We start from the raw sequence: 19,725 nt of genomic DNA, 5'->3' as shown, positions 1-19,725 counted from the left end.
AGTAGGTCTCGGACGGCGGTGACGCGCTACTTGCCCTGTGGCAGCAGCGCCGCGTACTGGTCGGCGTCGAGCAGGTCGGGCTCGTCGTCGCTCAGCTCGATCTTCAGGATCCAGCCCTCGCCGTAGGGGTCGCTGTTGATGACCGCCGGATCGTCGGCGACCGCGCTGTTGACGTAGCGCACGGTGCCCTCCACCGGGGAGATCAGCGACTCCACCGACTTGGCGCTTTCCATCTCGACGATCTCGTCGCCGGCGCGCACTTCGGTGCCGGGCTCGGGCAGGTCGGCGTAGACCAGCTCGCCCATCCGGGTCTCGGCGTATTCGGTCAGGCCGATCACGGCCAGCTCGCCGTCGCTGTCGTCGATCCACACGTGGTCGGCGGAATAGCGCAGATGGTCGGGCACCGCCAGGCTGATCGGGGAGGCGGCGGAGGCGTTCTGTTCTTCGTTTTGGCTCATGGCCCTAAGAATAACGCATGCATGGCATCCGGCGAAACGCAAAAGAGCCGACGGCGAACATGGACACGCGCACGCGTGATGCCACATTGCGCCGACGGCCCCTGACGGACTGCCAGTTCCGGCCCCCGGTTACCTCACCGGGCCGCTGGGCTGGCTGCCCACCACCTGTACGAAGGTGCCCTCGGGGCAGTTGTCGTAGATCCACTGGGCGTCGGCCTCGTACATGTTGACGCAGCCGTGCGAGCCCACGTGGGCCGGGTCGCCGCGGGCGATGCCGCCGTAGTTCCAGTTGGCGGTGTGGAAGCCCTCGCCGCCGTTGAAGTAGCTGACCCAGCGCACGCCGGGCGAGAGGTAGTGCGAACCGTCGCTGTTGAGGCCGCGCATGTCCTGCACGCGGTATTTCAGGTAGATGAAGAAGTTGCCGCTGTCGGTCTCGTCGCCGCCGTTGGCGCCGGTGCACACCGGGAAGGTCTTGATGACCTGGTCGCCCTTGTAGACCGAGACGGTCTGGGAGGATTTGTCGACCACCACGCGGTACTCCGACTTCTTCTGCTGCACGTCGAACTTGGCGATGTCGGCCGGCGACTGGATGGTGGCGGGCTGGGCCGTGCTCAGGGCCTTGTAGACCTGCTTGGCCACCGAGGCCGCGTCCTTGACCTTCACGCCGTCCACGCCCTTGGTCATCGTGGCGAGCACCTTGCCGGTGTCGTCGACCACGTCGACCTGCGAGACCATGTCCTGGTTGAGCTGCTTGGGCACCTCGGTGTTGGCGTAGTCGTTGATGGCCTGGCGATCGTACTTGAGCGTGATGACGCCCTTGCCCATGTCCACGTCGGGCTTGATCCACGCCGCCACCTGCGGGCCGGCCACGTTGAAGGTGCTCGCGTCGCCATTGTTGATGACGATGGGGTTGTTGAGGCGCTTGTTGGCCTCGTTGGCCGCCTGGTTGGCGTTCTCAAGGGAGACGGGTGTGTCGATGTTCTCGTAGCCGATGGTCGCCGTCTGCGCCTGGCCGGGCTGCGCGACCAGCGTGTTGACGGCGCTCTTGACCTGGGCCGACTTCGGCGAGCGGCCGCCGCGGCCCTGCGTGGCCACGAACGCGCCCTGGCCGGCGTCGAAGCCGATGGTGGAGGGCACGGCCCGCTTGTCGGGGGCCACGAACTTGTCGGTGAGGTAGGACTGCATGCTGAGGTCGTTGGTCTGCGCGGCCAGCGGCACATGGTCGTGGGCGAACGGATTGACCCGCCCCAGCGCGTTGCCATTCTTGGCGGCGAGCAGGTCCTTGACGGTCTGGGAGACGCTGGTCTGCACGCCGAGGTCCTTCAGCGTCGCCTTGACCTTGTGGCCGCGCGCGTCCTGGACGGTGACGGTGGAGGCGGCGATCTGCTGGGTGACGATCGGCTTGAGCTCGGCGGCGGTCTTGCCGGAGACCTTCACGTTGCCGAGGGTGACGCCGGGGGCGGCCTTGTCCTGGTAGTACCAACGCGCGGTGAAGAACGCGGCGACGAACGCCACCACGAGCACGGCCAGCACGGCCGCCGCGACGATGATCGTCGTCTTTTTCCTGGAGTCGCCGGGTTTGCGGGGTTCCGTGTGCGTCCCCTCGCCCAAAGCGTTCACTTCCGCGGCGCTGAACTGCTGAGTCAACGCCTCGCCTTCGCCGTAGCCTTCTGTCACGTCGAATCCTTTCTCACCTTTTCAGACATTCAGGATATCTCCACGATATGACCGGTGAAGCACGAATGATATGAGATTATTCACATCGGATATATTGGCCACGATTCCGCGGGATTCCGGGCATCGGACGAGCCGCTTGCGCCGGTCCGCCGGAGGACGGCTCAGAGCTTCCGCCCGTACCATTCCTCCATCATGTAGCGGGCGATCGTGTCGCGCGACGGGGCGACGATCTCGCCGGAGGCGAGCGCCTGGCCGAACTGCTCGCGCGTGAAGAAGCGCGCCTCGGTGGTCTCCTCGCCGTCGACGTCGACCTTGGTGCCGAGCGCCTGGGCCTTGAAGGCGACCATCAGCGAGGCCGGGAAGGGCCACGGCTGCGAGCCCAGGTACTTGACCTCGCCCAGCTCGACGCCGACCTCCTCCCTGGCCTCGCGGCGGCAGGCGTGTTCGAGGCCCTCCCCCGCCTCGACGAATCCGGCGCACACCGAATAATGCGTGGAGGCCTTCCAGGCGCGGTTGTGCTGGAGCAGCAGGCGGTCGCTGCCGTCGACGATGGAGACGATGACCGCCGGCTCGATGCGCGGGAACAGCGGCCTGCGGGCGTGGGCGCAGTCCGTATTGGAGCAACGCTGGGCCCATCCGGCCATCGCCGACCGCACCGGCGCGCCGCAGAGCGGGCAATGGCGCTGGTTGCGATGCCAGGCGGCGAGCGCCACGGCCGTGACGGCCCAGCCGACCTCGCGGGCCGAGCCGTGCGTGGCGAAACCGTTAAGCGACACCCAGTCGAAGCGCTGCAAGGCACGGGCGAACAGGGTGGATGAGGAGGAATCGGTGGCCTCGTCGCCGATTCCCGAGATGTCCAGCGCCACCACGCCGCGGGCGTCGGGCCCCTTGGTCTCGCCCAGGTACATCGCCACCGGCCGCGCGGTGTCGACATCTGACATGTCTTCATCCGACGCAGCGCCGTTCACCGTGGAATCGCTCAGCGCCTTGGCCACATACTGGCCCGGCAGCGACGCGAGTCGCATATCTACGTTCTCGAAATCCACGCGCTTGCCCTGTCCGCGCGGCACGGCCAGCTCGCCATCACGGACGAGCATCACGGTGGCGGCGGGGTCGGCGAGCACCTCGCCGATGAGCCCCGGCTCGCCACGGCGCTCGGTGCGGTAGTCGAGGTCGCCCCGCGCCATGGGCAGGAACGGCAGGGCCTGGGTCAGCGCCAATGGCGAGAACGACGCGTTCATTCTTTTGTGCCTCCGAAACGTATGCAGCAGGATGGGTATGGGTGGATACATAGGCCATGATATCCAATGCTTCCGTGAACGACGGCGCCGGCGTCACCGACCCCGCGACGTCACGGAAGACGAAGAAAGCGCGCGCGGCTAGCGGCAGACGCCGCCCCACGCCAGCGCGCGGCGCACGATCTGGCCGTGGCCTCCCGACATCTGGTCGATGAACGTCTCGACCCTCTTGTCACCCACGGGGCACCATTCGAGGTCCAGCGAGGCGTCGAGCGGCTTGCAGTCGCCCGAGATGCGCACCACGTAGCACAGCGCGATGGCGTGCTGGCGCGGGTCGTAGAACTCCGAGATGCCCGGGGTCGGGAAGAACTCGGCGATGGTGAAGGGCTGCAGGCTCTGGGGCAGGTTCGGCAGCGCCAATTCGCCCAGGTCCTTGCCGATGTTGCGCGCGATGGCCTCGCGGATGGTCTCGTGGAAGAGCACGCGGCCGGTGATCAGCGTGCGCTCGGGCGAGCCGTTGTCGCGCACGCGCAGCAGGGAACCCACCTCGCTGATGCGCCCGAGGTCGTCGCAGCGCACCGGCACCACCTCGACGTAGAGGATGGGCATCTTCGAACGCACCTCGTCGATCTCGCGGGCCGAAAGCCAACCGGGAGGGTTGCCGTTGCCCGAACCGCGCACGAAATCCTCGGGCGTGATCGAATCGAACTCGCCACGGCGACGCCCCGCGTCGAAATCGCCCTCGTCTGGGACCTCATCATTCATGACTGGCATGATTCCCATTATCCGTTCATCTCAAGACTCACGACAGACAAAACGCGCCGTTTCGTCCTCAAGCTTAGCGTTGTTGGGGATGCCTGAGACACTGGGGGTACGTTTTCATCCGGGCGTCAAGCGCGGAGCGGAGCACGGAGGAAGGAGCCTTCCATGGCAACACAGACCCTGACGGCAAAGAACTTTGAGGAGACCATCACCGGCAACGAGCTGGTGTTCGTCGACTTCTGGGCCACCTGGTGCGGCCCGTGCAAGGCCTTCGGCCCCGTGTTCGAGAAGGCCAGCGAGGCCAACGCCGACATCGTCTTCGGCAAGGTCGACATCGACCAGAACCAGGAGCTGGCCACCGCCGCCGAGATCCAGGCCGTGCCCACCCTGCTGATCACCAAGAACGGCCAGATCATCTTCAAGCAGGCCGGCGCGCTGCGCGCCTCCGACCTCGACCAGCTCATCGAGAAAGCCAGGGCGCTGGACGTCAAGGCCGACGCGAAGGCCTGAGCGCCTCGGCGCCACGGGCCGACCCGCGAAGAATCGCCCGGATCCGGCGGCATTCCCCCATCAAAGGATTGACTGTCAGACCTGGGCGATAGAATTTTTCCCGTTATGCCGAAACGGCACGTGTGTACGAGAAGGCCCATATCGTCATGGGCGAATCAAGGCAGGCGCCACCGCCGCGCCGATAACTGAACATCGATCAGGTGGGTCGCGCCGAATTTGGGGCATGGGCCACGACCCGCACCGCTATGAACAAGGAGAGCAATGGCTAACCACCGCAAACAGACCAAGACGTTACGGTCACTGAGCAAGCGCCAGTGGCTGAAGATCACGGCTTCGGTGGCTGCGGCAGCCTGCCTGCTCGGCGGCGGCATCGTCTCCTACAACGCCTACGAGACCTACACGGCCAACCACATCACCGCGTATTCGGCGACGGACACCAACGCCCTCGGTGTCTCGCGTGGAGCCGACCGTGCCGATCTGCGCGGCGGCAACGCCGGCAACTCCTACGTCACCGTCAAGATCAACGGCAAGGCGCGCGCGGTCATCGGCTCGCACTTCACCAACGTCAAGTCCGTGCTCGACCAAGGCGACATCACCCTGGAGCCCGGCGACGTCATCAAGCCGAAGCTGACCAGCAAGGTCACCGAGTCCACCACGATCTCCATCGAGCGCGCCGGCAGCGACCTGAAGACCTCCAACGAGGCCATCGGCTTCAACACCGTCCGGAAGGAAACCTCCTCGCTGCCCAAGGGCCAGGAGAAGACCGAGACCGAAGGCCAGGACGGCGTGATGGAGACCACGAGCCTTGTCACCCGCGCCGGCGGCAAGGTCATCTCCTCCAACGTCTTCACCTCCTTCGTCAAGAAGGCCCCGGTCGACAAAGTCGTGCTGGTGGGCACCGGCGCGGGCGGCTCGAGCTCCTCCATCGGCACCACGGTGCCGGTCGGCGAGATGCAGCAGTGGGCGCACGACTACCTGCTCGCCAACGGCGGCACCGAGGCCGACTTCAGCGCCACGGTCTTCATCATCACCCACGAGTCCGGCTGGCGTGTCGACGCGCAGAACCCCTCCGGCGCCTACGGCCTGCCCCAGGCGCTGCCCGGCAGCAAGATGGCGAGCGCCGGCGCGGACTGGGCCACCAACTACCAGACGCAGCTCAAGTGGTTCTGGGGCTACTGCAACGGCCGCTACGGCTCGGTGCAGGGTGCCTACCAGTACTGGGTGGCCCACAGCAACTACTGAGTCACCAACGTCATAGGCGTTTGAAGAGGCCGTCGCGTTCACAAGAGCGCGGCGGCCTCTTCGTTTGTGCGCTTGGCCTGTTTCACGCGCCGGAAACGCGGGCACCGCCGAACCGTTGTTGGACTGACGGCATCTCATCCCATAACTGTCAATAATCCAACAACGTTGTTGAAACGGTGCCGATAGGAACCCCCAACTGTCACTATTCCAACACACTCGCAAAACCAGTGACAATACACGCGCCAAACAGTCATTAATCCAACGGCAGTGTTGGGATAATGCCCATACGAAGCCACAACTGTCACTATTCCAACAGCATTACTCAACAATGACCGCCCGCAGCTTGAGCTGTCCCATCACGGCCACGGTTGATTGAGCCAATGGCAACTCAGTCCACAATCACCACACGGCCACACCACTGTGTGGCACCGACCAAAAGAGGCCGACGCACCGATGTGCGACGACCTCTTTGCATCTTAGTTGCGCTTGCACGCGCACCGAAGGCGTCAGTCCTTGCGGAAGCCCTTCGGGTTCTTGGTCTGCCAGTTGAGCGACGAGGCGGCCATCTCGTCGATGCCCAGCTCGGCCTTCCAGCCCAGCTCGCGCTCGGCCTTGGAAGAGTCGGCGTAGCAGGCGGCGATGTCGCCGGGGCGGCGGGGCTTGATGACGTAGGGGATCGTGTGGCCGGCGGCCTTCTCGTAGGCCTTGATGACCTCGAGGACGGAGTAGCCGTGGCCGGTGCCGAGGTTGTAGGTGTAGACGCCGGTCTTGCCGATCTTCTCGATCACGGCGACGTGGCCCTTCGCCAGGTCGACGACGTGGATGTAGTCGCGCACGCCGGTGCCGTCGGGGGTCGGGTAGTCGTCGCCGAAGACCTGCACCTGCTCGAGCTCGCCCAGCGCCACCTTGGCGATGTAGGGGGTGAGGTTGGCGGGGATGCCCTTCGGGTCCTCGCCCAAAAGGCCTGAGGCATGGGCGCCGACCGGGTTGAAGTAGCGCAGCAGCACGATGGTCCAGGTGTCGTCGGAGACGTAGACGTCGCGCAGGATCTGCTCCTGGAAGAGCTTGGAGGTGCCGTAGGGGTTGGTGGTGCCGCCGATGGGGCTCTCCTCGGTGAGCGGCAGGTGCTCGGCCGCGCCGTAGACGGTGGCCGACGAGGAGAAGATGATCTTCTTGACGTCGTGGTCGCGCATCGCACGCAGCAGCACCATGGTGCCGGTGAGGTTGTTGTCGTAGTACTCGATCGGCTTGGCTACGGACTCGCCCACCGCCTTGAGCCCGGCGTAGTGGATGACCCAGTCGACGCTGTTCTCCTCGAAGATGCGGTTCATCAGCGCCTCGTCGCGCACGTCACCGTCGTAGCGCTTGACCTCGCGGCCGGTGATCGCCTTGACACGCTCCAGGGCCTCGGGCGAGGAATTGCCGTAGTTGTCGACGCTGATGACGTCGTAGCCCTTGTTCAGCAGCTCCACGTCGGTGTGCGTGCCGATGTAGCCGGCACCTCCGGTTACCAAAACCGTTGTCATAATTGCTCCTTATCGCGATGAACGCAATCCAACAGAACATAACAGTACAACACCTCCGGGGCGCGCCGCCGCCGTGGCATGGCACCGACACCAGGCCGCCACGTCTGGCCCACGCCGCGGGGCGGAAGGACACGATGCCGCGGCACTCCTTGTGCTATCGGGCCGATGGTGTAATGTGAACACATTGAATGGGGTGCGCGAGACGGGCGGAATCGTTCCCTCCGGTGCCCCTCAATCCGTTGAGTGAACTGAGAAAACACCTATAAAACCGAAATAAGAAAGAAGCGATTCCAAGTCGTGCAACAGCAAGGCAATTCCAAGACGAGACGGGGCCTGTCGAAAGTACTGACCAAAGAGGAGTCATACATCGACGGACATCTGACGCACGCCGCATTCATTTCCATCGCCATACTCACCTTCATCACCTTCGTCGGCAACTTCACCCAGCTGCAGCTGAGCGCCGCGCTGCCGACCATCGTCTCCGAGTTCCGCATCAACGTGACCACCGGCCAGTGGCTGACCTCCGTCATCCAGCTGGTGCAGGGCGTGATGGTGCCGCTCACCGCCTACCTCACCAGGCGCTTCTCCACCCGTCAGATCGTGATCACCTCGATGGTCGTCTTCACGCTCGGCTCGGTGCTGGCCTGGTTCGGCCCCTCGTTCGTCGTGGTGCTGGCCGGCCGCACGCTCGAGGCCATCGGCTCCGGCGTGATGTGGCCGGTGCTGCAGATCATCGTCTTCACCGTCTACCCCATGGCCAAGCGCGGCGTGGCGATGGGCACCGTGGGCGTGGCCATGAGCGTGGCCCCCGCCATCGGCCCGACCTTCGGCGGCTGGCAGACCGACGCCAGCGGCTGGCGCTCCATCTTCGTCTCGCTGACCATCGTGGGCGGCATCGCCCTGGTGCTCGCCATCTTCGGCCTGCACAACTTCGGCGAGAACGACCACGACGCCAAGGCCGACTTCTTCTCGGTGTGCCTTTCGGTCATCGGTTTCGGCGGCCTGCTCTTCGGCTTCACCAACATCGAGACCTATGCGTTCACCAACCCGCTGGTCTGGCTGCCCATGGCCGTGGGCCTGGTCGGCATCGTCTGGTTCGTCACCCGCCAGCTCAAGGGCGCCAAGCGCTACCGCAAACAGATCGACGACGCCATCGGCGAGCTTGAAGGCAGCGAGCTGCAGGCGCTCAAGGAGAGCAAAACCACCACCGCCCCGGCCAGCGGCGCCACCGGCACACCCGCGCACCCGACGACCGTGGAGGGCGTGCACGCGATGGTCAAGCGCGTCGCCGACAACCCCGACAACGCGGACAAGCTCAAGAGCCATTTCGCCAGCGCCAGGAGCCGCGCGACCATCGACCGGATCAAGAAGATCCAGCCGCCGCTGCTCGACCTGACGGTGCTCAAGAACCACAGCTTCATGATGGGCACGATCACCGCCGCTATGAGCTTCTTCGCCTTCAGCTCCATCACCGTCATCATCCCGCTCTTCATCCAGAACGACCGCGGCTACTCGGCCACGATCTCCGGACTGGTGATGCTGCCCGGCGCCATCGGCCAGTGCATCGCGCAGTTCTTCGGCGGCCGCTTCCTCGACAAGTACGGCGCGCGCCCGGTGGCGCTGGCCGGCACGACCATCCTCATGGGCGGCACCATCATGATGAGCTTCATCGGCCCCACCATTCCGATCTGGTGGGTCTCGATCTGCCAGTTCATCCGCCAGATCGGCATGGGCTTCGTGCTGATGCCGGTGACCACCTGGTCGCTCAACTGCCTGCAGGTGCGCTCCATGTCGGCCGGGTCGGCGGTGACCAACACCGTCCGCCAGATCTCGGGAGCCATCGGCGCGCCGGTGCTGGTCATCCTCATGGAGGAGTTCACCAAGCTGCGCCAGGCCTCGATGGGCCCGGGCCACCAGGCCGCGATCCTCTCGAACATCTTCGGCATCAGGATGTCGCTGATTATCAGCTCGGTGATCGCGCTCGGGATGGTGCTGATCGTGTTCTTCGGCGTCAAGGGGCAGGGCGCCGGCTCGGCCCGCGACCTCGCCAACCGCACGCTGCGCCATGTGCGCGTGCCGCATATCCACGTGCACCAGTGATCGCCTGAAACGCCAGCCAGCGCCTGTCGTCTTCCTATACCGGGATGCGGCAGGCGTTCGTGTATATGCGCATGCAAAGGCAACCGTTTCACGCATCGGCCGGGCATTGTTCCCCGACAACATCACGCCTGACGCAGTGAACCGTCCCGCAGGAGAGGAACCCAGCGCCTGAACGGTCAACGGTCCGACAAATCCATCCGCCCGTCCGACTCACCTGCCTGTCTGCCGACCTCGCTGTCCCGTCCGGCTCACCGATCCGGCAGCCGCTGGGTGGGGCAGGTGCGCAGGACCTTGGCGATGGCGTCGCGCTCCTGGGTGGTGACGCTCAGCCGGTACTCGCTCTTCACCTCGACCTGCCGGGCGACGTAGGGGCATTGGTAGCCGCGGTTGCCGGGAAGCCAGTAGGCGGCGGAGGCGGCGCCCTTCTCCTGGTTGGCCGGCCCGTCGACGGCGAGCAGGTTGAGCCGGTCGTTGCCGAAGCGCCGCCGTTGGTCCACGCTCCACTGGCTCGCACCTGACTGCCAGGCGTTCTCGAGCGCCACCACATGGTCGATCTGCACCGCCGAACTCGTCCTCGGCCCTCGCACGAAGCGTATGGTCTCGCCGGTATAAGGATCTTTGAGCTCGCCGCTGCGCACCTGGCATACCGCCCCGCCAGACTGGCGGTTCGCGCCCAACCGCACCGCCTTCATGTCGCGGGCGAGCACGTCGTCGCGGATGGTGCAGCCGTTGCCGTCGTCGTCGGTGGTGTTGTAGCCGAAGGAATCCCGGTCGTAGCCGCGCTTGCTGGGACGGTCGTCCACCGGCAGGGCGGCCAGTGCCTGGGCGACGGGACCGGTGGCGACATACTGGCCGGTAATGCGTGCCAACGGCGGGCTGATACGCGGCAGCGCCAGCCCGCAGAGCACTCCCGCCAGCGCGGCGCAGAGCAGCAGCACCACCAGCCTCACCGCCATGCCGTCACGCCGGAAACGCCTGGGCGAGAAATGCGCGGCGGACCGATGCCGATGCCCGCTCCCCCGCGCGCACCACATGCGTGACCTCACGCCGACGGCACCGCAACCACTCCACTCAGGCAAGACCATACGCACCTCCCGACCGCTCACGAAACACCGACCTACCAGCAGGTATACGAAAGGACGCCCGTCAAGGCAAGGCCTTGTGGACGTCCTTCTGGATCGTTCTTGTGGACGCGGCGAATCGGAGTCCGTCACCGCACGGCACACCGGCACGCCGCCGGCGCGCACAATCGTTAGACGGTGACCACCTTGTCGGCGATGCGCATGGTCGACTCGCGGTGGGAGACCAGGACGATGGCGACGTCGCGCGTGCTGGCCAGCTCGTTGATCGAGCTGAGGATCACGGCCTCGCTCAGCGCGTCCACGCGGCTGGTGGGCTCGTCGAAGAGGATCAGCGAGGCGTCGGTCAGGAAGATCCTCGCCAGTCCGACGCGCTGCCGCTCGCCTTCCGAAAGCCGGGCGCCCAGCTCCTGCACGCAGGTGTCGAGGCCGTCGGGCAAGGAGTCGACGAACTGGCGCAGGGAGGCCCTCTCGCAGGCCTCGAGCAGCTCGTCGTCGCTCGCCGAGGGCTTGGCGATCAGCAGGTTGTCGCGGATGCTGCCGTTGAACAGGTAGGTCTCCTGGCCCATCATGGCCTGCATGTGGCGCCGGTGGTGCGCCTCGAGCGTGGGCAGGGGGTGCCCGGAGAAGTCGACCACGCCGCCCTGGGGGTCCCAGTAGCGCATGAGCAGCTTGAGCACCGTGGACTTGCCGCGTCCCGAGGGACCCTGCAGCCCGAGGATGCCCGAACGCGGGATGGCCAGGCTGAGGTCCCTGAAGACGGGCCTGGCCAGCGGCTCCCGGCCAACCACGAGGCCGTCGTAGGCCGTGCCGGCGCCGAGGCCTTCGGCGGAGGGACGGCTCTGGTGGTAGGTGAAGGTGATGCCCTTGAGCGCCATGCCGTCATAGGCCGGCTTGATGGTGCCGTTCTCGGCGACGGCGGGGGCCTCGTCGAGGATGGCGAAGATGCGCCGCGCCGCGCCGAAACTGCGCGTCAGGTTCGGTGGCAGGGCGTTGAGCGCCAGGGTGGGGCCGAACGAACTGGCCACCAGCACGACCGCCACCAGGCAGTTCAGCGCCATGGACGGGGTGCGCTGGCAGACGTCGAGGGCCACGAACGAGGCGGCAATCAGGGAGAAGACGATGAGCACGTCGGCCAGGCCGGAGAAGACGCCGTCCTTGCGGGTGAGCCGGTTCTGCAGCAGCCACAGCTCCTTGCTGCCGGAGACGATGCCCTTCAGGCGGCGCGAGCCACGGCCGAAGCGGATGATCTCGTCGAGGCCGCGCAGGTCGTCGAGCATGCGGTCATCGAGGGCGGCGGACTCGTCGCGGATGCGCGCGCCGATGCCGCCCACGGAGGCGGCGAAGAGCTCGGGAAGCACCACGCCCATCAGCAGGTGCGAGACGATGAGCAGGACGGCGAACTCGGGGTCCAGGCTCCACAGCGTCGTCGCGTAGCACACCGAGGTGAGCAGCGCGACGACGACCGGGGCGATGGTGTCGGCGAAGAAGACCTCCAGCTGCTCCACGTCCTCGGTGAGCAAAGCGACCAAGTCACCCTTGCCACGCACCAGGAGCTTGCCGGGAGCCAGCCGGCGCAACGCGTCAAAGGTCTTCGAACGGAAGAGCGAGAGCAGGCGGATCGAGGCGCCGCGGGTCATGAACTGCTCGCTGAAGCGCATGAGGGCGCGCAGCAGGGCGCACACGGCCATGGCGATGAGCGAGACCCGCAGGTCGAAGCCCCAGATGGGATGGCCGAAGCCGGCGGCGAAGGCCATGACCCCGAAGACCGGCAGGAAGGTGCCGGCCAGCTGTGAGACGGAGCCGAGCAGGCAGGCGGCGACCATCCAGTGCACCAGCGGGCCGACCTCGCGCAGCAGGCGCCCCACCACGCGCAGGGTACCCATGGGCTTGGCGGCCTCGGCCTGGCCGGGCTGCGCCTCCCGGTTGGCGGCGGCGGAAGCGTCGGTCTCGTCGGCGTCGGTCTTCCCGGCCTTGCCGTCCGCGTCCTGCCTGCCATAGTGCAGGCTCCAGCCGTCGCGATGGGTGATGCGCTCCATGAGTTCCTGGTCGCGGTACATCTCGGCGTAGAGGCCACCGGCGCCCATCAGCTCGGCGTGCGTACCCTCCTCGCAGACCTCGCCGTCCTTGAAGACGACGATGTCGTCGGCCTTCGCGGCCTCGGCGAGATGGTGGGTGACCATGATGACGGTGTGGGTGCTGGCCAGGCTGCGGATGGTGGTCTCGATGAGCCGTTCGCTTTCGGCGTCGACGCTGCTGGTGGCCTCGTCGAAGACATAGACGGGGCTGTCGCGCAGCAGGGCGCGGGCGATGGCGAGGCGCTGGCGCTGGCCGCTGGAGAGGTTGGAGGCGTCCTGCTCGATGCGCATGTCCAGCCCGCCGGGCTGCGAGTAGACGAAGTCGTCGATGCTGGCGCTGTCGAGGGCGAGCCACATCTCGTTGGCGGTGGCGGTGGGCTTGGCCATCAGCAGGTTCTCGCGCAGCGTGCCGGCAAACAGGTGGCTCTGGGAGGAGACCAGGGTGACCGTGTTGGCCAGCGACCTGGTCCTCAGGCTGCGCACCTCGCAGCTGCCCACGCCGTCGAAGATGTGGTAGCCCAGGCGCAGCGAGCCGTCGTAGACCCGGTTGGTGCCGGCGATCAGCGAGGCCGCGGTCGACTTGCCGGAGCCGCTGGTGCCCACGATGGCGGTCAGCCGGCCGGCGGACGCCGAGAAGCTCGCGCCGTCAAGCGCACGCACCGCCTTCGTGGCGTCCCCGTCCTCGCCCTTGGCGTCGCCGTGCCTGACCTCGATGCCCTGCGCGCCGTCGCCGTCTCGGTCGAAGGGCGCGTAGGTGTAACCGACGTTGTTGAAGGTGATGGAGAAGTCGTAGGCGTCACGCGGCAGGGTCATCTGCCCGTCGTCGGCGACGGGGGTGTCGAGGATGGCGAAGAGGCGCTTGGTGGCGGTCAGGCCGCTCAGGGCGATGGTGAAGTAGGAGCCGAGCTTGCGCAGCGGGGTGAAGAAGCTGATCGAGAGCAGCACGATGATCAGCGCCGCCGGCAGCCCCAGACCGCCCGCGAAGACCTGCCAGACCGCCACGGCGATGCCGGCCGCGGCGCCCACATAGGCCACCAGGTCGACGGTGGAGAGCGAGCGCAGCTGCACGCCCAGCAGCCGCATCGTCACCTTTCGCAGGCTTTCGGACTTCTCCTTCATGTCCTTGGAGGCGAGCCCGTCGGCATCGAAGTTCTTGAGGGTCTCCAGTCCCTGGATGCTGTCGAGGAACATGCCGCCCATGTCGGTGTAGGCGCCCCAGTAGCGCGGAAGGACCTTCCTGGCGTCGAAGGCGGCCAGGGCCACCACCCCGATGAGCAGCGGCACGCAGGCCAGCAGCACCAGGGAGGCGTAGGTGTTGATGGGTAGCAGCACCACGAAAAGCGTGAGGGTGGCCACCACGGAGAAGATGAGCTGCGGCAGGAACTTCTCGAAGAAGTCGCGCAGTTGGTCGATGCCCTCGCTCATCGACTGCACCACGTCGGCAGTGCGCACGTGGCGCGCGTAGAAGGGGCCGAGGTCGAGCATCTTGCCGTAGAGCTGTTCGCGCAGCATGAGCTTGACCCGCTCGCTGGCCTGCGAGCCGAAGAAGTGCGCGGCGCGGTTGGCGAGATATTTCACGATGATGATGACGAGAAAGGCGAAGACGAAGGCCGAGTAGTCGTCGGGGAACGCCTGGAAGTCACGCAGCAGCTTGACCAGTTGTTTGTGGTTCGAGGTGATGACGGGGAAGAGCTTGCCCAGAAGGCCGACGGCCATGAACGCGAAGCCGACGTCGGCCAGCAGCGAGATCCAGAGGCACAGGACCTTGGCCCCCACCAGGATTCCGACGCGCTGCACCAACGAAAACAGCCGTTTATCGAACATATGCGAACCTTTCACAGCGAGCCCCGGGCCCGTCCCATTCCTACGATGCATTCAAAGAATACTGTACGTGCCACGACACCCAAAACGCGCGCACGAAACTCCCACGGACGCGCCAAAAACAAGCGGCCGCAAGCGCCGATGAAACCTATCGCGTCGAGTCACGCACCACGAGCTCGAGCGGCAGGGTAACGCCCGAGGGGGCGCCGCCGCCCATCAGGTCGATGAGCTGGTCGACCATGTGCTTGCCGATGCCGTCGAACGGCTGGCGGATCGTGGTAAGCGCAGGCTCGCAGATCCTGGCGATGGCCTGGTCGTCGAAGCCGACCACCTGCACGTCGCCGGGCACGCGCAGCCCCTGCTGCCTCAAGGCCTGCAGGGCGCCGGCGGCCATGAGGTCGGAGGCGGCGAACAGCCCGTCGATGGGTGCCCCTGCCTTGCCATCGGAGCTGGCCTGGACGGTCTGACCGCCACTCCCCCCGCGTTCCAGCAGGCGCAGCGTGGCCTGGTAGCCGCTGGCCTTGTTGTAGGTGCCATGTTCGATGGCGACCGGCTCCCATCCCAGTTTCTCCAGCATGTCCTCGAACCCGCGGATCCTGGCCTGCGTGCCCGAAGGCCCCTCGGGGCCGGTGAGCATGGCGATGTGCCGCGCCCCGCGTTCGACGAGATAGCGCGTGGCCTGGGCCGCGCCCTGGTAGTCGTCGACGTGCACGTAGCTGGTGGCCTCGGCGTCGATGGGCGGGTATTCTGCCACCACCACGGGCATGCGCATCTCGCGCAGCGACTGCAAAAGCCCGGGGTGCACGCCGCGGTGCCACGCCACCAGCAGCACGCCGTCGACCGGGCCGCCGCGCAGGAACTTGAGGTTGCGCTCGTTCTCGTCGTCGTTGTCGGTGGTCATCATGATCAGCGACATGCCCTTGCGCCCCAGCTCGTCGGCGATGGAGCGCAGCAGGGTGGAGAAATTGGGGTCGTCGAAGAGCAGCTCCTGGGGCTCGCCCAGCAGGAAGGCCACGGAATCGGAGTGGCCGGTGGCCAGGGAGCGGGCGTTCTTGTTGGCCACGTAGCCGGTCTTCTCGATCACCTTGCGGATCTTGGCGGCGGCCTCGTCGCTCACCCAGTGCCCGCCGTTTAGGTACCGGGAGACGGTGGCGCGCGAGACGCCGGAGCGACTGGCGATGTCGCGGATCGTCATCTTCTTGCCGTCCATGGCCAGCCTCCTCATCTGCCGCGGGCCCGCGTATGCCCCGCGCGCCGGCAACGCGCGTCAACGCATAAGTCAACCGGTGCCGCGCATATACCGTGCGTATACGCATATACCGTATATATGGAGCACCGATTCAATCTATTGTCTATTTTCAATATAACAGCGCCGAGGGCCCACCGGCCGGCGGCGTCCCAATCCTCTACCAACCCGGCGCTTTGCACGGGACCACAGAGACCACAGGACTGCAATCCCCCGTACCCCACATCAACAAACGACAGGGCCCCACGGATTCGCAACCGTGGGGCCCTGTGTCAGAGAAAAACCGCTAGGAGTCGGGGCGATCAGGCCTCGGCGGAATCCTTGGCGCGCACGGCCTTGACGTCGGAGCGCATCAGCGAGGAGCCGATGGCCACGAGCACGAAGATCGCGGCGGCGAGGACCATATAGGCCTTCTGGAACTGCAGGGCCGTGATCACGGCGCCCATCACCAGCGAGAAGATGGAGACGCCGATCTGCTTGGCGGTGCCGAAGCCGTACATGTAGACGGTGGCGGAGACCTTCTTGTCGAAGACGCGGGTGATGTACTTCATCACGGAGATGAGCATGAACGGCATCTCGAGCGAGGCGAGCAGGCGCCAGAAGATCAGCATCGGCACGTTGGTGATGAACGCGCAGCCGAGCACGCGCACGAAGAGGATGCCGCCGTAGATGACCAGGCCGGTCTTGGCGCCGATCTTGTCGATCAGGGCGGGCATGACGAGCATGAAGCAGGCCTCGAGCAGGATCTGCACGGAGACGACCTTGGCGAACAGCGAGTTGCCCTGGGCCAGGGTGCCCATGCCATGCTTCACGAACATTTCGGAGAAGTAGTTGGCGAACTGCTGGTCGAAGACGTCGTACATGGTGGCGGAGCCGATGATCAGCAGCACGAAGCCCCAGAAGCTGCGGTTGCGCCAGGTGTTGCGGGCGAAGTCCTCCTTGGTGACCTTCAGCTCGGCCTCCTTGCTCTTCGCGTCGTCCTTGGAGACGTCGATGCCTTCGGCCACCTCGAGGGCGTCCTTGGGCACGCGCACGAGCAGCAGCAGCACGATCAGCACCGCGCCGCAGAAGGTCATGCCCCAGAAGATGGAGTTCTTGTTGGCGGACCACATGAAGCCGCCGACGAAGGAGGCGCAGGCGCCGGCCAGCGAGCCGAAGAGACGCGCGTGGCCGTACTCGAAGCCGTTGGCGCGCGAGGAACGCTCGTTGTAGGCCTCGACCACGCCGGAGCCGCCGTTGAGGCACAGGCTCAGGTAGATGCCGGCGAGCAGGGCGCCCAGCAGCTCATTGAACTTGAGGATGGGCAGGAACACCCAGTTGAAGAGCGGACCGGCGAAAAGGATGCAGATGACCACGAAGAAGAACAGGTTCTTCTTCAGGCCCAGCTTGTCCTGCAGGGGGCCGAAGACGGGCTGCAGTACCAGGGCGGCGAGCGCGGCCACGGTGTTCAGGAGGCCGATGTAGGTCGGCGTCACGTCGATGCTCTTGAGCCACATCGGCAGGAAGGTGCCGGAGAACTGCCAGACGGCAAAGTAGAAGAAATTCAGCAGGCCGAAGTTCCAGAACACCGGTCGTTTCAACGATTTCAGTAATTTCATGATCTCACTTCTTTGTTGGTTTCGTTTCAAGGCCCCGCGTTGCGCGCGCGGGATCCCGCCTCTTCGCGTCGGTTCGGCGGCGCCGACTGCCGGCCGCCTCACCTTTCATCACCTTCGATCCGGCCCCTCGTGGCGCCCCGTGGCCCGCTTTCGTTGCGGATCCGCGGCGCGACGCGCTGGAAGGGAAGGAAAAATCTGGACATTCCGAAGGCCGCGCCGTTCGCCTGCCTGGAGGCTTGGGCCACGCCGTTCGAAAATGGGGGAATCGGGAACCCGGAAATCGGGGTTCCGGAGACTCAGGGACTCGGGAGCTCAGCTATGCGAGCCGTCGGGCGGCAGGACCTCGGTGGTCTGCGGCGTCCAGCGGGTCATGGCCTCGGGCCGGCCGAACACCGGGCCGTCGGCGTTCCAACCGATTTCCTTGGCGCAGGCCTGGCGGTTCGGGTCGTAGAGCGGGTCGCCCTTGATCTCGGTGTAGTCGCGTACGTGGTAGATCATCACGTCGGTGACGCCGTCCTCGGCCTTGGTGAAGGAGTTGTGGCCCGGACCGTACATGTGCGCGGCCTCGTTGGTGGCGAAAACGGGCCTGGCCGACTTCTTCCAGGATTTGGCGTCCAACAGGTCGGCGTCGGCACTGGCGGTGAGCATGCCCATCGCGTACTCCGGGCCGGTGCCCGAGGCGGAATAGGTGATGTAGACCTTGCCGCCGTGCTCGATGACCGCCGGGCCCTCGCAGACCTTGAAGCGCACGCATTCCCAGTCGTATTCGGGCTTCACCAGCATCACGGGCTTGGTGGCGAGCGTCCACGGGTTGGCCATGCGGGCGATGTAGAGGTTGGAGTTGCCGGGGATGTCGAGGTCCTGCTGGCCCCAGACCAGGTACTGCTCGCCGTCGTGCATGAAGGTGGTGGCGTCCAGGGAGAAGGTGTCCATGCCGGTGTCGACCTTGCCGCGCTCCAACCAGTGGTCGCTCATCGGGTCCTCGTCGGCGTTCTCGAGGCAGAAGACGCGGTGGTTGAAGGTGCCGTCGCTCTGGCCGTCGTTGGGGGCGGCGCCGAAGTAGATCTCCCACTTGCCGTTGATGCGGTGCAGTTCCGGCGCCCAGATGAGATGGCTCATGGGACCGGTTTCATGTTTCTTCCAGATAGTCACCTCGTCGGCCTTCTGCAGGTCGGCCAGGTGCTCGGCGCGGCGCAGCACGATGCGGTCGTAAGCCGGGTAGGAACCGGTGAAATAGTATTGTCCCTGAAAGCGGATGGCATATGGATCAGCACGTTGGAGCACTATCGGATTAGGTATATCAGCCATGATTTCCTTTCTGCGCCGTTGCTAGCGACTATTGCCAGCGAGACCAGCAATGCCCATTCATTACTGTAACCGGTCTCAGTAACAGAGTATATAATACACCCATCCGTTGTGCAAATCGAAATGTGGGCGCCCGCCGGTCAGGCGTAGGTGAAGGTCTCCGGATCGTGGCCGGCGCGGGTCGGCCCGTCCAGCGCGTCGATCGCGTCGTGCTCGTCGGCGGTGAGCGCGAAGCCGAAGAGGTCCATGTTCTCGCGCTGGCGGCCGGCGTGGACCGACTTGGGGATGATGACGGTGCCGTTCTCGACATGCCAGCGCAGGATCACCTGGGCCGCCGAGACGCCATGGGCGGCGGCGATGCGCTCGATGGTGCCGTCGCCGGCGTCGAGGTCGGCGCCGCGGGCCATCGGTGAGTAAGCCTCGACGGCGATGCCGTGCTCGCGGCAGAACGCGACCGCCTTGCGCTGCTGGAAGGTGGGGTGCAGCTCGATCTGGTCGACCGAGGGCCACTCCCCCGTCTCGCGGTGCAGGCGCTCGAGGTGGCCGGGCATGAAGTTGCAGACGCCCAGCGAGCGCACACGACCCTCGCCACGCAGCCTGTCGAACGCCTTCCACGTCTCGCCGGAACGCCAGTCGAAGGGCGTGGGCCAGTGCAGCATGTACATGTCGACGTAATCGAGGCCGAGCAGGCGAAGGGAGTCGTCGAAGGCCTTCAGCGCGGAGTCGTAGCCCTGCTGGGAGTCGCGCAGCTTGGTGGTCACCCACAGGCTCCTGCGCCGCTCGCCGCTGGCGTAGCCGGAGGCCCTGAGCGCACGGCCCACCCCGGCCTCGTTGTCGTAGCCGGCGGCGGCGTCGATATGACGGTAGCCCAGCTCAAGCGCGGATTCGACCACGCCCGACACCTCGTCATCGCCGATGCGCAGCACGCCCAGCCCAATCTGCGGGATGGCCGTCCCGTCGTTCAGGGCGATCGCGGGCACTCCATGATTCGATCCCACGCCGCCAGTCCTGTTCATGCTGTCATCGCCCATTGCTCTCACCTTTCATCAACGCGTTCCAGACTAGGATATCTCGGCATGAAAACG

The 19,725-nt window shown here is 65.8% G+C and carries 14 protein-coding genes; 3 read left to right on the top strand and 11 right to left on the bottom strand.

What is annotated here, in order from left to right:
- Positions 1–26: 26 nt before the first annotated feature.
- The 4 genes from gcvH to PT282_RS01710 form a co-directional block, all read right to left on the bottom strand.
- A complete protein-coding gene (gcvH, locus tag PT282_RS01725; RefSeq protein ID WP_277167874.1) occupies positions 27–458 on the bottom strand; it encodes a glycine cleavage system protein GcvH in 432 nt (143 codons plus the stop codon).
- 129 nt (positions 459–587) lie between these two features.
- A complete protein-coding gene (locus PT282_RS07555) occupies positions 588–2,135 on the bottom strand; it encodes a L,D-transpeptidase (protein ID WP_277167873.1) in 1,548 nt (515 codons plus the stop codon).
- 161 nt (positions 2,136–2,296) lie between these two features.
- Positions 2,297–3,376 carry an NAD(+) diphosphatase gene (gene nudC, locus PT282_RS01715; RefSeq protein WP_277167872.1) on the bottom strand — a complete coding sequence of 360 codons (1,080 nt, stop codon included), beginning with the start codon at positions 3,374–3,376 and terminating at the stop codon, positions 2,297–2,299.
- Positions 3,377–3,514: 138 nt separating this feature from the next.
- Entirely contained in the window at positions 3,515–4,147 is a 633-nt protein-coding gene (locus PT282_RS01710) for a DUF4916 domain-containing protein (protein WP_277167871.1), read from the bottom strand.
- Positions 4,148–4,300: 153 nt separating this feature from the next.
- Here PT282_RS01710 and trxA point away from each other — a divergent pair, with 153 nt between their 5' ends.
- Both trxA and PT282_RS01700 read left to right on the top strand, forming a co-directional pair.
- Positions 4,301–4,645 (top strand): thioredoxin, encoded by a 345-nt coding sequence (gene trxA, locus PT282_RS01705; protein WP_277167870.1) that lies wholly within the window; start codon positions 4,301–4,303, stop codon positions 4,643–4,645.
- Positions 4,646–4,906: 261 nt separating this feature from the next.
- Positions 4,907–5,887 carry a G5 domain-containing protein gene (locus PT282_RS01700; RefSeq protein ID WP_277167869.1) on the top strand — a complete coding sequence of 327 codons (981 nt, stop codon included), beginning with the start codon at positions 4,907–4,909 and terminating at the stop codon, positions 5,885–5,887.
- Between the two features lie 506 nt (positions 5,888–6,393).
- Here PT282_RS01700 and galE read toward each other — a convergent pair.
- A complete protein-coding gene (gene galE, locus PT282_RS01695) occupies positions 6,394–7,413 on the bottom strand; it encodes a UDP-glucose 4-epimerase GalE (RefSeq protein ID WP_277167868.1) in 1,020 nt (339 codons plus the stop codon).
- Between the two features lie 297 nt (positions 7,414–7,710).
- Here galE and PT282_RS01690 point away from each other — a divergent pair, with 297 nt between their 5' ends.
- A complete protein-coding gene (locus PT282_RS01690) occupies positions 7,711–9,513 on the top strand; it encodes an MDR family MFS transporter (RefSeq protein ID WP_277167867.1) in 1,803 nt (600 codons plus the stop codon).
- Between the two features lie 248 nt (positions 9,514–9,761).
- Here PT282_RS01690 and PT282_RS01685 read toward each other — a convergent pair whose 3' ends face one another.
- The 6 genes from PT282_RS01685 to PT282_RS01660 form a co-directional block, all read right to left on the bottom strand.
- Positions 9,762–10,469 (bottom strand): HNH endonuclease family protein, encoded by a 708-nt coding sequence (locus PT282_RS01685; RefSeq protein ID WP_277167866.1) that lies wholly within the window; start codon positions 10,467–10,469, stop codon positions 9,762–9,764.
- 296 nt (positions 10,470–10,765) lie between these two features.
- Positions 10,766–14,494 carry an ATP-binding cassette domain-containing protein gene (locus PT282_RS01680; RefSeq protein ID WP_277167865.1) on the bottom strand — a complete coding sequence of 1,243 codons (3,729 nt, stop codon included), beginning with the start codon at positions 14,492–14,494 and terminating at the stop codon, positions 10,766–10,768.
- A gap of 145 nt (positions 14,495–14,639) precedes the next feature.
- Entirely contained in the window at positions 14,640–15,716 is a 1,077-nt protein-coding gene (locus PT282_RS01675; RefSeq protein WP_374114128.1) for a LacI family DNA-binding transcriptional regulator, read from the bottom strand.
- A 323-nt stretch (positions 15,717–16,039) separates the two neighbouring features.
- A complete protein-coding gene (locus tag PT282_RS01670; RefSeq protein WP_277167863.1) occupies positions 16,040–17,335 on the bottom strand; it encodes an oligosaccharide MFS transporter in 1,296 nt (431 codons plus the stop codon).
- Between the two features lie 312 nt (positions 17,336–17,647).
- Positions 17,648–18,643, bottom strand: coding sequence for a family 43 glycosylhydrolase (locus PT282_RS01665; RefSeq protein WP_277167862.1), 996 nt, complete (start codon positions 18,641–18,643; stop codon positions 17,648–17,650).
- Positions 18,644–18,780: 137 nt separating this feature from the next.
- Complete coding sequence (locus tag PT282_RS01660) at positions 18,781–19,671, bottom strand: aldo/keto reductase (RefSeq protein ID WP_277167861.1); 891 nt, start codon at positions 19,669–19,671, stop codon at positions 18,781–18,783.
- Positions 19,672–19,725: the final 54 nt, after the last annotated feature.

It is taken from the genome of Bifidobacterium sp. ESL0763 (genome assembly GCF_029433395.1).
Classification (GTDB): Bacteria; Actinomycetota; Actinomycetes; order Actinomycetales; family Bifidobacteriaceae; genus Bifidobacterium.
Note: the sequence above shows the minus strand (reverse complement) of the source record. Positions and strands in the feature narration are given on the sequence as shown.

Coding starts and splice junctions, on each gene's coding strand:
- galE (WP_277167868.1), bottom strand. CDS start 7,413: ATGACAACGGTTTTGGTAACCGGAGGTGCCGGCTACATCGGCACGCAC.
- PT282_RS01685 (WP_277167866.1), bottom strand. CDS start 10,469: ATGGCGGTGAGGCTGGTGGTGCTGCTGCTCTGCGCCGCGCTGGCGGGA.
- PT282_RS01670 (WP_277167863.1), bottom strand. CDS start 17,335: ATGAAATTACTGAAATCGTTGAAACGACCGGTGTTCTGGAACTTCGGC.
- PT282_RS01710 (WP_277167871.1), bottom strand. CDS start 4,147: ATGCCAGTCATGAATGATGAGGTCCCAGACGAGGGCGATTTCGACGCG.
- PT282_RS01660 (WP_277167861.1), bottom strand. CDS start 19,671: ATGGGCGATGACAGCATGAACAGGACTGGCGGCGTGGGATCGAATCAT.
- nudC (WP_277167872.1), bottom strand. CDS start 3,376: ATGAACGCGTCGTTCTCGCCATTGGCGCTGACCCAGGCCCTGCCGTTC.
- gcvH (WP_277167874.1), bottom strand. CDS start 458: ATGAGCCAAAACGAAGAACAGAACGCCTCCGCCGCCTCCCCGATCAGC.
- PT282_RS01675 (WP_374114128.1), bottom strand. CDS start 15,716: ATGAGGAGGCTGGCCATGGACGGCAAGAAGATGACGATCCGCGACATC.
- PT282_RS01665 (WP_277167862.1), bottom strand. CDS start 18,643: ATGGCTGATATACCTAATCCGATAGTGCTCCAACGTGCTGATCCATAT.
- PT282_RS01680 (WP_277167865.1), bottom strand. CDS start 14,494: ATGTTCGATAAACGGCTGTTTTCGTTGGTGCAGCGCGTCGGAATCCTG.
- PT282_RS01700 (WP_277167869.1), top strand. CDS start 4,907: ATGGCTAACCACCGCAAACAGACCAAGACGTTACGGTCACTGAGCAAG.
- trxA (WP_277167870.1), top strand. CDS start 4,301: ATGGCAACACAGACCCTGACGGCAAAGAACTTTGAGGAGACCATCACC.